The organism is Mannheimia massilioguelmaensis (genome assembly GCF_000940515.1).
GTDB classification, from domain to species: domain Bacteria; phylum Pseudomonadota; class Gammaproteobacteria; order Enterobacterales; family Pasteurellaceae; genus Basfia; species Basfia bettyae.
Genome location: NZ_CDQL01000007.1, coordinates 211,466 through 228,063, shown reverse-complemented (window position 1 = coordinate 228,063; position 16,598 = coordinate 211,466). Strand labels below are relative to the sequence as shown.

Sequence of the window (16,598 nt, the reverse complement as noted above, 5' to 3'; positions counted from 1 at the left end):
AACGTCCACTTAATAATCCATATAAAGTGGGGCTGATAATAAAAGTCCATTCATCCATGAATAAACAAACGAGATTCACCTAGATTTTTACCTTCTGCTCAATATAAGTAAGGGCTTGTTTAATCACCTCATCAATACTGAGTGATGTACTATCTAACAACAAAGCATCATCCGCAGGTTTTAAAGGAGCAACAGGACGATTTCGGTCTCTGAAGTCACGATCTTTAATCTCGGCTAAAATCTGGTCAAAGTTACCATTAATTCCCTTATTTTGCAACTGTTTCAAACGTCTTTTTGCTCTTTCTTCCGCACTAGCATCTAAAAAAAGTTTAACTTGTGCATCAGGAAATACGACAGTTCCCATATCACGACCATCTGCAATTAAATTTTGATCAATGGCAAAGTCTCGTTGTCTTTGCAAAAGTGCGGTACGAACTTGCGAAAATATTGCAACTTTTGAAGCTGCTTCAGCCACTTCTTGGGTACGAACCAATTGGCTCACGTCCACATGATTAAGCATCACTCTCACTTCACCACAAGTAGGTAAAAACTGGATATCTAAATGACGTGCTAATTCAGCTAATTCCATTTCATTGGTTAAATCCACTTTATGTTGCAATGCTGCCAATGCTGTAACGCGGTAAATAGCACCACTATCCAATAAGTTAAAACCCAATTTTTCTGCTAATGCATAGCATAAAGTGCCTTTACCTGCCCCACTCGGTCCATCCACGGTAATGATAATATTTTCCATATTATTCTCTTTTTATCCACTACTAATAATTGTTGAATTATAAAAGCAATTGCTTCATATGTATAACAAAATATCCTAGATTTTCTTTTTAATTATTTGTTTTGTGCTCATCTTAACATTTACATAAAAAATAAACTCAGCTATCATATAATGATAATAATTATCATAATAAATAACACCAATTTTACTTTATTTTGTAAGGAAACCTATGACTTCATTTAACTGTAAAAAATCCCTTCTTGGGATACTTATTTGCGCTTCAATTCATGCACAAGCTGAATCACAACAGCCATCTAATAGTAATATGTTGCCTGAAATTGTAGTATATGGAAATAGCAATAAATCGCTTACATCAAGTCAAGATATTACACAACAGGATATGCATAAAACACCTGTATCAAATGGTAATATCACAGATTATCTCCGTTCAAATCCGCATGTACGCTATGAACATAGCGATCAAAATGGTTTACAACGAGGTGAAATCAAACCTGAAAATATTTCAATTAATGGGGCTGATAGTAATCAAACCGCTTATTTTGTTGATAACGTCAATGTAAATAATGATCTGAGTATTGATAGCGAAATTTTTGATGGTGCAATGCAAGTAGTTCCTGGTATTAGTAGTACCCAAGGCTATTTTTTTGATGCTAATATGCTTTCAAAAGTTGAACTCCAAGATCATAATATTTCTGCCAGTTTAGGCGGTTTTATGGGGGGCGCTGTTGTAGCAAAAACCAAACAATATTCAGGTCAAGACCATGTTCATCTAAAATACCGTACAACAAATTCATCTTGGGCAAAAATGAATGAAGATGGAAATTCCAGTCAAATTCTAAATAAGGTTATGCCTGGTTTAGACGGTTCCGCAGATTTACAACCTAAATACAATAAACATAATTTTAGTATTATGGCAGAAAAAGGTTTGAGCGATAACCTCGGTATGGTAGTCGGTTTTAGTCGCCGTTATTCAACCATTGAACAATACCGATTAATTGGTTTTTCAGATAAAGCTCAACTTGCAAAACAAAATCACAAACGTTTATCTGAAAATGCTTTATTAAATTTTAACTGGGCAATAAATGATAATAATCGCATTGAACTAAGTACACGCTATTCTAATTATAAAGAACAAAAATATTTTCCAACTAATTACGATAATAATGTTAAAGATTACCATACTGCCTATGGTGCAACTCTTGCTTGGATTCATGATTTTGATTCAAGTACATGGACAAATACGCTAGCTTATGATCATTTTGAAGATAAGCGAAAATCTGGCAGTGCTAATGTGAAAATCGTTAATGTAGTTGATGAAAATTATGATCCTCTTTATGACTATGAAGAAGGTGGATATGGAAATAGTAAAATGTCACAAGAGAATATTCATTATTCTACTGAATTGGCCATTAAACCATTTGATTTAGGCGTCACTAATCATTCTGTTTCCATTGGTGCAATTTATCAAGCCACCTATTATAAATTTGATCGTGAGCAAGATGTCCATTCAAGTCTTTGGTTTGGAGAAAAAGATAATCTTATGCCTTTAAATTCATCCTCAACACCAAAAGGAAAGGTCAAAACAGATTATCAAAATATGGTTATTTATGGTGAAGATTTAATTAAATGGAATCATCTCGAATTCCGCCCGGGTATCAGAATTGAACGAGATGATTATCTTAAAAATAATAATATCGCACCTCGATTTGTGACAAAATACCAACCTTGGGATGAAACAGCCTTTTCTGTTGGGCTTAATCGTTATTATGGTCGCTCTTTTGCTTCATTAAAATTAACAAATGAAATTTTGAAATTAAATAGAGATAGCACTAATATACGTGATTTCCAAGATGCAAATAGATTAAAAACGCCACATGCTGATGAACTTAGCATAGCCTTAGAACAAGGTTATAAAAATATGCAATTTAAAGTCGGCTATATTCATCGTGATAACCGAGATCGTATCATTTTAAAACGCAAGCAGATTGGATTACGCCCAAGTGGCGATCCTGAATATGCTAAATATTATGCCAATGGTAATGATTTTGGCGTTGATATTTACACCTTTGAAGTAAATAACAAACAGCCTTGGCAAATTGGGAAGACTTATTGGAACACCTCCCTTGGCTTTGACTGGTTAAACACCCAACGTGCTGATCTAAATAACCAATTTGATCCGAATGAAAATGTTTATTTAGATGGTAAAAAAATGACACGAAAAGCCATGCAACAAAAAGTAAACAGCAGTAACGAAGATTGGATTGCTCGTTTAGGAATTGATATGGTAATCCCTGACTATAATATCACTTGGTCAAATAAAGTGTATATGAAAGCCCCAATTAAAGGCTATGAAGAAATTGATGGAAATAGCCTTGATGAAATTGCACGTTTCCGTAGTTATGATTATGGTTCACATACACAATGGGATACCAGTTTACGTTGGCAACCAACTATCTCTGGTGAACATTCTATCTATTTTCAGGTAGATGTATTAAATGTATTAAATAAAACAAGAAAAATCAATAAATTAAAATCACTCTCAACAAATAGTGAATATAGCATCTACACACCCGGACGAGAATTCTGGCTTGAAGTAGGCTATCAATTCTAATTAATCTTGTATTTTAACCAATCAATCCATACTGTTTCTGCAGTATGGATTTTGTACTTTCGGAATCAATATGTTTACTCTACTCTTTAGAATTTTCTTAAATAGAACCGCACTTTTAATCTTACTTCCCTTCCTCATAAGTTGTCATACAACAAAACAGGAAAATAATCTGTTGCCTTTTGATCCCATGATTCAACATGGGCAACTACATAATGGATTAAATTATTTTATTGTGGCTAATAATGAACCTGCAAAACGAGCTTATATTCGCCTAGTGGTCAATGCTGGCTCAATGAATGAAGATGATGATCAAAAAGGGATTGCTCACTTAGTGGAACATATGGCATTCAATGGTTCCAAAAAATTTCCTGAAAATCAAATTATTAATGCACTTGAACAGTTAGGAATGAAATTTGCTCGAGATATTAATGCATTTACCGATTTTGAAAATACAGTCTATACACTCAATTTGGATAAAACAGATAATCAAAGCCTCAGTTTAGCGTTTGATGTAGTAAATGAATGGATGAATAACCTCACCATCTTACCCCAAGATGTAGATAATGAACGAGGTATTGTTGAAGAAGAATGGCGACGTCGTTTAAGCCCAATGCTACGCCTTGGTGATAAAAAAAGTGCAATAGAAATGGTCGGTTCTCGTTATGTATTACGTGATCCTATCGGTGATATGAATATTATTCGCCATATTTCTGCTCAGCGTGTGAAAGATTTTTATACCAAATGGTATCGTCCAGACAATATGTCTTTAATTATTGTAGGGGATATTAATGCTTCACAAGTATTAAATTTAATCTCATCAAAACTTGATGAAAAGCCAACAAAAGTGCGGTCTGCTTTAGAAAAAATTAATTACAATATTCCTTTGGTAAATCATTGGCGAGTCGCAACCGTATCTGAATCAGGAATTATGATTCCAAGTATTGAATTAAGTTTCTTTGAAGAAGAAAAAGAAAAAAATACACTCACAGAATACAAGCAAGATCTCATGCAACAAATTATTGTCAAATTAATCAATTTACGTTTGCAAACATGGGAGGCAAATCATAGTGAAAATATTGATTCAGCAAATTTCTATCGGAGTCATTTAGGCAAAGAAACTATTCAAAATATTTTTCTTATCCAGCCGCTCAAAACAGATTATTTAACAACAGTTAAATCATTATTTATGTTCATTGCACAAATACAGCAACAAGGTTTCAGCGAGACTGAAGTCAAAACAGAAATTGCTCGTTTATTACAATTGAATGAAAAACAAAAAAGCATCAAATCTGGGAGTTTGAAGATTGCGGATGATTTAATTCCGATTGCTGCAAATAAACAAATCCCCGTCAGCATACAAGATCGCTACCGTTTAAATAAACAGTTTTTAAACCAATTCAGCTTGACAGAAATTAATCAAGAAGTACATCGCATTATTCAGATTCCAGCAAAACTGCTAATGATAACTCAGCCATATCCAGATAAAAAATTACCTTTTAATGAAAAAAACATTGAACAACTATGGTCTGAAAATCTAAGCCAGTCACAATCGCTTTGGCAACAACAACAGCTTCATGTAGAAATGCCTGAACTCGCTGCACAAATAGGACAACTTTATAAAACAAAATATTGGCAGCAAGGGGATATTACAGAATACAAATTAGAAAATGGCAATAAATTAATTTATCACTATTCTGATAAAACCCCTAACCAAGTTTATCTTAAAGCGGTTACTTCTGGTGGATTAAGATCTGTCCCGAGTTCTGATTATCATTTATTAAGAACCGCAGTCACGCTTGTAGACGATACGGGAGTTGGTAATCTTCCTCTAGCCAATGTTAATGAATTATTCAACCAAAACCCAATTGCATTTGCCACTATTATTGATGATAACAAACAAGGTTTTACTCTTGTTGGTAAATCATATCAACTAGAAGATTTATTAAAATTATTCCAGTTAAAATTACAACAAAGCCCCGTTTCTCAGCAGGCTCTAAGTAAATATCGACATGAAACCCGTGATTATTTCAAAGAACTCGATCAAGAAACCAGATTCATGCAAGCCGTTTCTCGTTTACGCTATCCAACCACTCCAACCGTATATGATAGCAATGAACGCCAACTATTAAGCTTTAGCGAAGCACAACTTAGTGAAATATATCAATCACAAATTTTAGCAAAAACAGATTTTACTTATTTTATTATCGGAGATATAAAACAGGATAAAGTGGAAGAATTAGTCAAAAAATATCTTTCTAACTTGCCTGTAAAGCATAAAAGTGCGGTGAATTATCAAGTAAAATCTGAAATACCAAAGCATACCTTTGTAATGCATAATTTAAATGAACCTCGTGCAGATGTTGAAATTTATCTCACCACTGATCATCAATGGTCTCCAGAGCAACAATATCAATTTGATTTACTCGGCGATATTCTGCAAGAAAAATTGCGTTTAGTATTACGTGAAAAAGAATCAGGCATTTACTCTGTCAATAGTTGGTTTTCACAAGCTAAGGAAATGCCTCAGTTAGAAGGTAAAATCGAATTTAGTTGTGCTCCCGAACGGGCAGATTATCTTATTAAGCAAACAAATCATGTATTAGATGAGATAATTGCAAAAGGCATTGATCCAGATTTATTACAAAAGAAAATTGATGAAAAACGCACTCAAATTAAATATCAATTTGATTCGTTAGTCTCCATTGTTAGCATTATCGAGGAAAGTTACTGGAATACAGGTAGCCCAGAAGCTATTTATTTATATCAAGATTTATCCAATATTGCCTCAAAAGCCAATATGGATAAGCTTGCTAAACAAGCTTTAGCACCAAAAGCTCGATTTGTTTCAATTTTAAAACCATAGATTAAAACAAGACCGCCTTTTCAAATAAAAGTGCGGTCTATTTTTCAAAAAATTTATGCCAAGCTAGTTAAGTTATTTTTTACTTGCTGTTCAACATCGTCTAACATGGCATAACGCTTACGATATAAAGCTCGCTTTTTACTAGCAATTTGCTCCATAGATTTAATTTCAATAGATAAAGGTAAATGCCAATAATGGTTTATCAATCTGCCACTATTGGATTGCCAAAAGACATCATAATTGAATAATAATCTTGAATGGTCATTAAAACGATATTTTGCCTGCTGTTTATGTGAAATTGCCAATAACTCACATTGCCAATGTTGGCACATCAATTTAAAACAATTAACTAACATGTACATTGGACGAATACCATAAAGCGATTTAGTGCTTTGTTTAATCAAATCCAATGCGTTTTCATGGTGAGAACCTTGCATGGATGCCACTAAGAGCTGTTTTTCATTTAAAAAAGTAAAGGAAGCATCGTAAATACTGATATTACGTTGATTATCTTGTAAATTAATTGAGAAAAATCCTTCAAATGGATCAATCTGATTGATATTTAATCGTAAGGATAAATTATCTGGAAGTTCTGCTAATGATATAAAACCATGTTTGACTAACTTTTCGCATAAATCATTACCCAAAATTGTATTCATTACTTCAAAATTTTTCTTAATATAATTCAAGCGCTGAGACGCTGAAAAACGACGATTACAATACTTAGTTAATAAGGCATCTACACGATAAGGATCTTGTTCAAAAATAGAACGCCATAATGGCTGTGTACTCAGATAGTTAGCCAACATCTTACATTGTTTTCGATAGACTAAAGTCTTTGCTTGATAACGTAAAAATTCACGAGTTTGTTTGAGATAAGAAGATTTTTTAATGTTAGGATACATTTCCTTAAATAAAGGAAATTGGAAATGATCTTTATAATCCATTATAAATGATGACCCTTTAATTAATTACATTGAAATTGACTATCTCAGTCAATAAATAAAAGCTAGAAATGATACTGGAATATTATTATCACAAAAAATGTTGATTCTAGCTACGCTATTTTATAAAGATATTGAGAGTAAATTAATAATTACTCTTAAATAACTATACTGATCCGATCTATTTTTCCTCATTACTCTCAAACATATTTTTTAATAAAAAGTTATGCGATATAGCTAATGAAATATCATTGCTTATCACCTATAATTTTTTGAATTTTATTCGAAATTTTTACATTGGGTTTATTAAAAAAGCAACCCTATTCACTTTAGAATCTTTTATTATTAATTCCGTCGATAGTGGACGTTGTTCTGAATTTTCCACTATATGTAACTCAAATATTATAGGAGAATTTATCATGGCATTTAACATTAAAAATAGACACTTACTTAGCTTAGTCAATCATAGCCAACGTGAAATCAACTATTTACTAGACCTTTCTCGAGATTTAAAACGAGCCAAATATGCAGGTACAGAACAACAAAAACTAAAAGGTAAAAATATTGCACTTATTTTCGAGAAAACCTCTACTCGTACTCGTTGTGCATTTGAAGTTGCTGCTTATGATCAAGGGGCTCAAGTGACTTATATTGATCCTACCTCCTCTCAAATTGGTCATAAAGAAAGTATGAAAGATACTGCCCGTGTACTTGGTCGCATGTATGATGCTATTGAATATCGCGGTTTTAAACAAAGCATTGTTGATGAATTAGCTGAATATGCAGGAGTGCCTGTATTTAATGGTTTAACCGATGAATTTCACCCAACACAAATGTTAGCTGATGTACTTACTATGATTGAAAACTGTGATAAGCCATTATCAGAAATTAGTTATATGTATATTGGTGATGCGCGCAATAATATGGGTAACTCATTATTATTAATTGGTGCAAAACTTGGTATGGATGTTCGTATTTGTGCACCAAAAGCATTACTTCCTGATGCTGAATTAGTCAAAATGTGCAAAAAATTTGCAGCACAAAGCGGAGCAAGAATTACAGTTACAGAAGATATTGATAAAGCTATCAAAGGTGTTGATTTCGTGCATACCGATGTTTGGGTTTCTATGGGTGAACCTTTAGAAACTTGGGGAAAACGTATTGAACTATTAATGCCTTATCAAGTAACTCCTGAATTAATGAAACGTTCTGGTAATCCAAAAGTTAAATTTATGCACTGTTTACCAGCATTCCATAATAGTGAAACCAAAGTGGGTAAACAAATTGCCGAAAAATATCCACAACTTGCCAATGGTATAGAAGTCACTGAAGATGTGTTTGAATCTCCAATGAATGTAGCATTTGAACAAGCTGAAAACCGTATGCACACTATTAAAGCTGTGATGGTTGCAAGCCTTGCCTAAGGAGTAAAAAATGAGAATTGTTATTGCATTAGGCGGAAATGCCTTATTACGTCGTGGAGAACCGTTATCCGCGGAAAATCAACGTCAAAATGTTAGAATTGCTTGTGAACAAATAGCCAAAGTGTATCCACATAATGAATTAGTAGTGACTCATGGAAATGGTCCTCAAGTCGGTTTATTAGCATTACAAGGTGCTGCTTATAAAGATGTATCTACTTATCCATTAGATGTATTAGGTGCAGAATCCGTGGGAATGATTGGTTATATGATTCAACAAGAATTAGGAAATTTAGTCCCATTTGAAGTACCGTTTGCCACATTACTTTCTCAAGTGGAAGTTGATCCAAATGATCCTGCTTTCCAAAATCCAACCAAACCTATTGGACCAGTTTATACCAAAGAAGAAGCAGAGAAACTTTCTGCTGAAAAAGGTTGGTCAATTGCTCAAGATGGCGATAAATATAGACGTGTTGTGCCAAGTCCATTACCAAAACGAATTTTTGAAATTCGTCCTGTAAAATGGTTACTTGAAAAAGGTAGTATCGTAATTTGTGCTGGCGGTGGCGGTATTCCAACTTATTACGATGAGCAAGGTAACTTACATGGTGTTGAAGCTGTGATTGATAAAGATCTCTGCTCTGCTCTACTTGCTGAAAATCTAAATGCTGATCTATTTATTATTGCAACAGATGTTTCCGCTACTTTTGTTGATTGGGGTAAACCAACCCAAAAAGCAATTGCAAAAGCTAATCCTGATGCCATTAGTAAAATGGGCTTTGCGGCAGGTTCAATGGGACCAAAAGTTCAAGCTGCCATTAATTTTGTTGAACAATCAGGAAAAGATGCAGTAATTGGCTCGTTATCAGACATTATTGATATTGTTGAGGGCAAAGCAGGCACTCGTATTACAACAAAAGTATCTGATATTGAATATTACGCATAAATATAAATAATCAAGGATGTATCTTAATGAATAAAGATACATCCTTATTAATAACTCGTGCGATAAGGAGTTCTTTTATGAGCGAGAAAAAAAGCTTTAAGTTTCCAAGTGCATTTTCTATTCTCTTTATTATCCTAATTATTGCAGTTGCACTCACTTGGATCATCCCTGCGGGATCTTATTCTAAATTAGTTTACAATTCAGCAGCTAATCAATTTGTCGTAAAAACATACCAGAAAGAAGATCAATATCTTCCAGCAACCAAAGAGTCACTTGATCAATTAAATATTAAAATTGACTTAAATAATTTCACCGAGGGAACTATTCGAAAACCTATTGCTATTCCAGGTTCCTATCAACGTGTCGAACAACATCCTAAACAACCTCAAGATATTGCTATCAGCATGGTAAAAGGTACTATTGAAGCTGCCGATGTTATGGTCTTTATCTTTGTTCTTGGTGGGATGATTGGAGTTATCAACCGAACTGGGGCATTTAATGCTGGACTATCAGCATTAGCAAAGCGAACAAAAGGTAATGAATTCTTTGTCGTGTTCAGTGTATGCGTGTTAATGGCAATCGGCGGAACTACCTGTGGTATTGAAGAAGAGGCAGTTGCCTTTTATCCAATTCTTGTACCTGTTTTTCTCGCCTTGGGTTATGATGCTATCGTCTGCGTTGGTGCGATATTTCTTGCCTCATCAATGGGGACAGCCTTCTCTACTATCAATCCCTTCTCTGTAGTTATTGCCTCTAATGCGGCGGGTATTCAATTTACTGAAGGTATTGTATTTAGAACTATTGGGCTTATACTCGGCTCTGCTTGTGTAATCGCTTACCTCTATTGGTATTGTAAAAAAATCAAAGCACAACCAAGTTTCTCCTATACTTATGACAGTAGAGAAGAATTCTTTAACCGCTATATGGCTAATTACGATCCAACCACTGAATTAGCATTTAATACTCGTAGAAAGGTTATTTTAAGCATTTTCTGTATTGCCTTCCCAATTATGATTTGGGGTGTCATGGCAGGTGGGTGGTGGTTCCCTCAAATGGCGGCATCCTTCCTCACTTTAACCATACTAATTATGTTTATTTCTCGTCTAGGAGAACAAGAAATTATTGATGCTTTCACTCATGGTGCATCAGAATTAGTGGGTGTTTCACTCATCATTGGTTTAGCACGTGGCGTTAACTTAGTGCTTGATGAAGGCATGATTTCAGATACGATTCTTGCTTATATGTCTGATCTTGTTTCTGGCATGCCAATTACTGCATTTATTCTCGCACAATTAGGCGTTTTCATTATTCTAGGGCTCTTCGTTCCATCATCTTCAGGTCTTGCTGTGCTTTCTATGCCAATTATGGCGCCTCTTGCAGATGCTGTAGGTATTCCTAGACATATGGTAGTATCTGCCTATAACTGGGGACAATATGCGATGCTATTCCTTGCACCAACAGGACTCGTATTAGTAACACTACAAATGTTACATATCCCATTTGATCGCTGGGTAAAATTTGTTCTACCGATGATAGGTGTATTACTGACCATTGGCTCAATATTGCTCATCGTTCAAGTCCAATTATATACCTAAGTGGAAAATCAAAGGTCAATGTTCTAGCATAAAAAGTGTGTTCATAAGGTACTCCCTTATGAACACCAATTTACAGAATAATTTTGTTTAAGAAATTAATCATTTCATAAAAGAAAAAGGTTGCTTAGATCACATTTTTATTGTTGTTTCCTTGTAATTTTATACATTACTTTTAAAATGAAAACGATTACGTTGTCAAATCAAAAAAGGAATTCTATGGCACATAAAATATTAGATAATATTGATACGAGAATTTTACGGGCACTTCAAAGAAATGGTAAATTACAAAATAATGAATTGGCCAATGAAATTGGATTATCTAATTCTGCATGTTTAAGAAGAGTAAATATTTTAGAAGAAAAAGGTATTATTCATAAATATACCGCGATTTTAGATCCACAAAAAATTAATTGTAACCTGACGGTTTATGCACTAGGTTGTTTCTTAGATGAAGATGTGGCTCAACGAGAACGCTTTATGTATGAAATGAAATTAATTCCTCAAGTGACAGAATGCCATCTCATGATGGGAGATTATGATTTTATTCTGAAACTACAAGTAGCTGATCTAGATGAATTTTATACTTGCCGTAAAAAATATTTAACAAAAGAACTTGGTATTAAAAACATAAAATCTGAAATTTGTCTTAAAACTGTCAAAAATACAACTGAATTGCCATTATAAGTGGCAAATGCTAACAATAAAGTACCTCAATTAATGCTTTATCATTAATTAGGTTCCATAATTGTTTTATTTTCAATAGTGATAATGCGGTTAGTTAGCCTTTTTGCCTGTTCAAAATTATGTGTTGCAATTAAAATCGTATATTTTTTAGCAAGTTGCTTAATTAAATCCTCAATTACTAACATATTATGTAAATCTAAGGAAGAACAAGGCTCGTCTAAAATGAGTATTTGTGGTTCAGTTGTCAACATACGAGCAATACATAAACGTTGTTTTTGTCCACCAGACAACTGTTCAGGAGAAATACTCAAGTTTCCCCCAATCTCATCCCATAAATTCACACTTTTTAGTAATGCTTCAACTTTTGCTTTCTTATTGATGATTTTACGCTCGTAAAATTCCATCGCATAGGTAAGGTTTTTTTCTACACTAAAAGGAAAAGGCTTGGAATCTTGAAACAAAGTTGCCATTTTTCGCTTTAACCAAATAGGATCTTTCTTTTGAATATCTTCTCCTTTAAATAAAATTTTTCCTTCAAAATGACCGCACTTTTCATTTAAAAAGCCATTTAATGAAGATAAAAGGGTGGATTTACCACTACCTGATTTTCCCATAAAGCAAATAATTTCATGGGGTTGAATAGCTAAATTCAAATTTTCTAAAATTTTCTTATCTTGATAATAAATATTAAGATTTTTGATGGTTAAAATAGCGGACAATTTTAACTCCTACATTATTTAAAATAAGGCTAGAAAGCAGGTGTAATAAAATCAAAATAAGGATTAACACCAATGCCGTACCATATGCGTTGCCAATTCCTACAGACTGATTCAAAAGCATATGTAAATGAAAAGGTAATGCCATGACAGGTGATAATAAACTATCTGGACTTGCCATAAACACTACACCTGTTAGTAATAAAGGCGCTGTGGCGCCAATCGCATAACTACCTGCTAAAATTAAAATAGACAAGATATTTTTACGAATAGTCGGTAAGACAAGATGCTGACACATATAATTTTTATCTATACCTAAAGCAAAGCTGTCTCGAAAAAGTGCGGTATCCAATTCACTAATAACTTTTTCTGTACTAATCTCCACAAAAGGAAATACCATTAAAGCTAAAGTAAAGCTGGCAGTAAGTAAACTACGTGGAATATCTAAATTAACAATAAAAAATCCGTAAACAAATAAACCTAACAAAATAGAGGGAATGGATGCCATACTACGTATTACAAATTTTAGTGCCGTTTGACACCACGGCATTTCACAATAAATTTTTAGATAAATTGCACAGCTAATACCTAATACTCCTGAAAATAACATGGCAAAGCCCATTAATAAAAATGAACCCCAAATGGCATTTCTAATACCGCCCTCTTCTCCGAGAATCATGCCACTAGGATTTTCTAAAAGAAAAGATAAATTAATATGACTAATACCACGAGAAAAGACAAAATAAAAAAGAGCCGTAATTATTACAAGCACAAATATAGCTGAAAATACGGCATAAGCTTTAATGAGAAAACTTCGACTATTTTCCATTTTTCCGCTCTAACTGAAATAAAATAATATTCAAAATAAAGACAATACAAAATAAGGTGCTACCACTGGCAATTAAGGCATAATAATGTTGACTTCCCACTTCACTCGTCCCCATTTCTAATGCAATTAATGAAGGTATGGTTTGAATTTTTGAGAGCAAATAAGGAAATAATGGAGTGTTACCAATCGCCATCATAGTTGCCATTGTTTCGCCTATTGCCCGTGAAAAAGCCAAAATAAATCCTGCCACACTCGCTTTAAGACAGGTGGGAAAAACAACTTTTTGAATAAAAAATTCTATGGATATTCCCAAGGCATCAGAATCTTGTTGATATTGTTTTTTTACCAACTCCATACTCTCAATCATATGGGAAGTAAAAAATGGCAAAATCATAATAGAAAGAATAAGACTCCCAGCCAATAATGATTCACCCGAAGAAATAGATAATACATTTTCCAGTAATTTTACAATCACAAATAATGCAAAAAATCCGTAAATAATAGAAGGAATCCCAGCTAAGATTTTAATCAGTTGAATCAGCAATTTTTGATATTTAGTTTTAGCATAGAAACAAATAAATAGAGTCACGCCAAAAGCAATTAAAGAAGAAATTATACAGGCAAGAAAAGCCACTAAAAAATTTGCCAGTAAGATATATAAAGTACCAAAACTAAAAGGTTCACTACTCACATCCCAGTCTGTATTCCATAAAAAATTGCTCAAGCTATTTTGACTAAAGAATGTACTAGACTCAGTAAATAAAAAAGCCACAAGCGTAAACAGAATACAAACGCTTAGGAATGTAAAAAAGTAAACCCCAAATTTAAAATATTGACCTTTCATCTCAATCAACAAAAGTTAAATTGATTTATTTAGCCGTTGGAATAAAACCCATTTTTTCAATGGTAGCTTTACCCTTTTCAGAATAAATATCATTAAGGAAAATTTGTTCAGTTTTACTTAACTTACCACTTTTCATAATAATTAATGGACGAGAAATATAGTATTTACCACTAATAATATTCTCAGCAGAAGGCGCAATATTATCTACTTTAAGTGCGGTTAATTTTCCTTTATTTTGGTTTGAAACGCCAAAAGAGGCATAACCAATAGCATTTTTATTTTCAATAATTTTTGCGACTAAAGCCCCCATTGATGGTGCTTGAATGACATCTTTGGTTACTTTTACATCCTTCATTACTTTAGTTTGGAAAACCTCATGTGCACCACCGCCAAAATCACGTGTCACCACCACAATATCTTCACTTGGCAAACTTTTATCTAAATCGCTCCATTTTTTATATTCACCAGAAAAAATTTTAATAATTTCATCTTTGGTTAAATTACCATTTTTAGCTTTTACCACTTGATTTTCTGGATTAACAGCAATAGTTAAAGCATCAATACCTAGAGTATAAGCCTCTAGATCTTTGACTTTTTGTTTTTCACTTTCTTTGATCTCACGAGCTAACATACCAAAGTTTGCGACTTTATCGAGTACGGCTTTCACACCAGCTCCTGAGCCACCAGCTGAAACAAAAATAGTAATGTTTTTATTTGGTAATGTGGGATCAACTTTATCCCAAGTGACATGTTTTTCAATGAAGTCCGTTGAGATTTTAGCAATCACAGGCGCTAAGGTAGATGAACCACTAAAACTAATTTGTGTATTGATGGATTGATCTTCAGCTTGAACAGCAAAGGAAGTTGAGAGCGCTAATAAAAGTGCGGTTGATTTAAAGAAATTTTTCATAAACATCCTCCAGATGATTTATAAGGGATTCCAGTATAATACCTCTTATTTTACCTCTCAATAAAAATGTTAATTTTATAAAAAAATAGCTACAATCATTTCCTGTAGCTATTTTCCGAAGTATAAATATTGAATTATTTTTTGCCTAATTGTGGCACAACAGAATCCTTAGCTGAAGTTAATAACCCTGTTTTAGCATAAACGCCTAGTTTATGACGAGTATCTGCCACGTCTAAATTACGCATAGTGAGTTGCCCAATACGATCCACTGGATCAAATGGTGCATTTTCTACTTTTTCCATACTTAAACGTTCAGCTTCGTAAGTTAAATTCGGTGATAATGTATCCAAAATAGAGTAATCATTACCACGGCGTAATTCTAATTTCACCTCACCGGTAATTGCTTTAGCAACCCAACGCTGCGAACTTTCACGCAACATTAAAGCTTGAGGATCAAACCAACGACCTTGATAAAGCAAACGTCCTAAACGTAAACCATTAATACGATATTGTTCAATAGTATCTTCATTATGAATACCCGTCACTAAACGTTCATAAGCAATGTGGAACAATGCCATTCCTGGTGCTTCATAAATACCACGAGATTTTGCTTCAATGATACGGTTTTCAATTTGGTCTGACATACCTAATCCATGACGACCACCAATGCGATTAGCCTCCATAAATAATTCAACAATATCATCAAAATGCTTACCATTTAATGCAACAGGCACACCTTCTTTAAAACTCACGCTCACCACTTCAGGTTTAATTTCAACCTTCTCATCCCAAAATGCGACGCCCATAATAGGTTTTACAATTTTGATTCCCGTGCTTAAACTTTCTAAGTCTTTTGCTTCATGAGTTGCACCTAACATATTTGAGTCAGTGGAATAAGCTTTTTCTACCGACATTTTATAGTCAAAACCGTTAGCAATTAAGAATTGAGACATTTCGAAACGACCACCCAACTCTTTGATAAATTGATCATCTAACCAAGGTTTATAAATTTTAAGTGCAGAATTCGTTAATAAACCATAACGATAAAAACGCTCAATATCGTTACCTTTGAAGGTAGAACCATCGCCCCAAATATTCACATCATCTTCTTTCATCGCAGCAACAAGCATGGTTCCCGTTACTGCTCGACCCAATGGTGTAGTATTAAAATAGGTTACGCCACCTGTTGAAATATGAAATGCACCACATTGAATAGCGGCAATACCTTCTTGCGCTAACTGTTTACGGCAATCAATCAAACGAGCATTTTCTGCCCCATAAGCCATAGCCTTTTTAGGGATAGCATTATAATCGTCCTCATCAGGTTGACCTAAATTTGCTGTATATGCATAAGGTATCGCACCTTTTTGACGCATCCATAATAATGCAGCTGAAGTATCCAAACCACCAGAGAAAGCGATTCCAACCCGTTGTCCTTTAGGAATATTTTGTAGAATTGTGTTTGACATATGTTTTCCTAT

At 33.8% G+C, this 16,598-nt stretch carries 13 protein-coding genes; 6 read left to right on the top strand and 7 right to left on the bottom strand.

Annotated features, from left to right (window positions below; genetic code table 11):
* Nucleotides 1-79 precede the first annotated feature (79 nt).
* The gene (gene cmk, locus BN1226_RS07660) at nt 80-754 is read right to left on the bottom strand and encodes a (d)CMP kinase (RefSeq protein WP_044470688.1); all 675 of its coding nucleotides are present in this window, start codon (nt 752-754) and stop codon (nt 80-82) included.
* A gap of 208 nt (nt 755-962) precedes the next feature.
* On the opposite strand from cmk, the gene BN1226_RS07655 reads away from it, so the two are divergent.
* Complete coding sequence (locus BN1226_RS07655; RefSeq protein WP_044470687.1) at nt 963-3,365, top strand: TonB-dependent receptor plug domain-containing protein; 2,403 nt, start codon at nt 963-965, stop codon at nt 3,363-3,365.
* A gap of 70 nt (nt 3,366-3,435) precedes the next feature.
* The gene (locus tag BN1226_RS07650; protein ID WP_044470686.1) at nt 3,436-6,228 is read left to right on the top strand and encodes an insulinase family protein; all 2,793 of its coding nucleotides are present in this window, start codon (nt 3,436-3,438) and stop codon (nt 6,226-6,228) included.
* A gap of 53 nt (nt 6,229-6,281) precedes the next feature.
* Here BN1226_RS07650 and BN1226_RS07645 read toward each other — a convergent pair whose 3' ends face one another.
* Nucleotides 6,282-7,175 carry a VirK/YbjX family protein gene (locus BN1226_RS07645; RefSeq protein WP_044470685.1) on the bottom strand — a complete coding sequence of 298 codons (894 nt, stop codon included), beginning with the start codon at nt 7,173-7,175 and terminating at the stop codon, nt 6,282-6,284.
* 416 nt (nt 7,176-7,591) lie between these two features.
* On the opposite strand from BN1226_RS07645, the gene BN1226_RS07640 reads away from it, so the two are divergent.
* The 4 genes from BN1226_RS07640 to BN1226_RS07625 all read left to right on the top strand — a co-directional run bounded on the left by BN1226_RS07640 (nt 7,592) and on the right by BN1226_RS07625 (nt 11,818).
* On the top strand, nt 7,592-8,596 hold the full coding sequence (locus tag BN1226_RS07640) for an ornithine carbamoyltransferase (protein ID WP_044470684.1): 1,005 nt from the start codon (nt 7,592-7,594) through the stop codon (nt 8,594-8,596).
* Nucleotides 8,597-8,606: 10 nt separating this feature from the next.
* Nucleotides 8,607-9,539 carry a carbamate kinase gene (arcC, locus tag BN1226_RS07635; RefSeq protein WP_044470683.1) on the top strand — a complete coding sequence of 311 codons (933 nt, stop codon included), beginning with the start codon at nt 8,607-8,609 and terminating at the stop codon, nt 9,537-9,539.
* Nucleotides 9,540-9,616: 77 nt separating this feature from the next.
* Nucleotides 9,617-11,134 carry a YfcC family protein gene (locus tag BN1226_RS07630; RefSeq protein ID WP_044470682.1) on the top strand — a complete coding sequence of 506 codons (1,518 nt, stop codon included), beginning with the start codon at nt 9,617-9,619 and terminating at the stop codon, nt 11,132-11,134.
* Nucleotides 11,135-11,350: 216 nt separating this feature from the next.
* Entirely contained in the window at nt 11,351-11,818 is a 468-nt protein-coding gene (locus BN1226_RS07625; protein WP_044470681.1) for an Lrp/AsnC family transcriptional regulator, read from the top strand.
* A 44-nt stretch (nt 11,819-11,862) separates the two neighbouring features.
* Here the strand turns inward: BN1226_RS07625 and BN1226_RS07620 are convergent, their stop codons facing one another.
* From BN1226_RS07620 to argG, 5 genes are all read right to left on the bottom strand, one after another.
* Nucleotides 11,863-12,537: a phosphate ABC transporter ATP-binding protein gene (locus BN1226_RS07620; protein ID WP_044470680.1), complete on the bottom strand. Its 675-nt coding sequence runs from the start codon at nt 12,535-12,537 to the stop codon at nt 11,863-11,865.
* On the bottom strand, nt 12,506-13,363 hold the full coding sequence (locus tag BN1226_RS07615) for a PstA family ABC transporter permease (protein ID WP_044470679.1): 858 nt from the start codon (nt 13,361-13,363) through the stop codon (nt 12,506-12,508). The genes BN1226_RS07620 and BN1226_RS07615 overlap by 32 nt, the downstream gene beginning before the upstream one ends.
* Nucleotides 13,353-14,207 carry a phosphate ABC transporter permease subunit PstC gene (gene pstC, locus BN1226_RS07610; protein ID WP_044470678.1) on the bottom strand — a complete coding sequence of 285 codons (855 nt, stop codon included), beginning with the start codon at nt 14,205-14,207 and terminating at the stop codon, nt 13,353-13,355. Before pstC ends, BN1226_RS07615 begins: the two co-directional genes overlap by 11 nt.
* Nucleotides 14,208-14,232: 25 nt before the next feature.
* Entirely contained in the window at nt 14,233-15,117 is an 885-nt protein-coding gene (locus tag BN1226_RS07605) for a phosphate ABC transporter substrate-binding protein (RefSeq protein WP_044470677.1), read from the bottom strand.
* Nucleotides 15,118-15,251: 134 nt separating this feature from the next.
* Entirely contained in the window at nt 15,252-16,586 is a 1,335-nt protein-coding gene (gene argG / locus BN1226_RS07600; protein WP_044470676.1) for an argininosuccinate synthase, read from the bottom strand.
* Between the last annotated feature and the right edge of the window lie 12 nt (nt 16,587-16,598).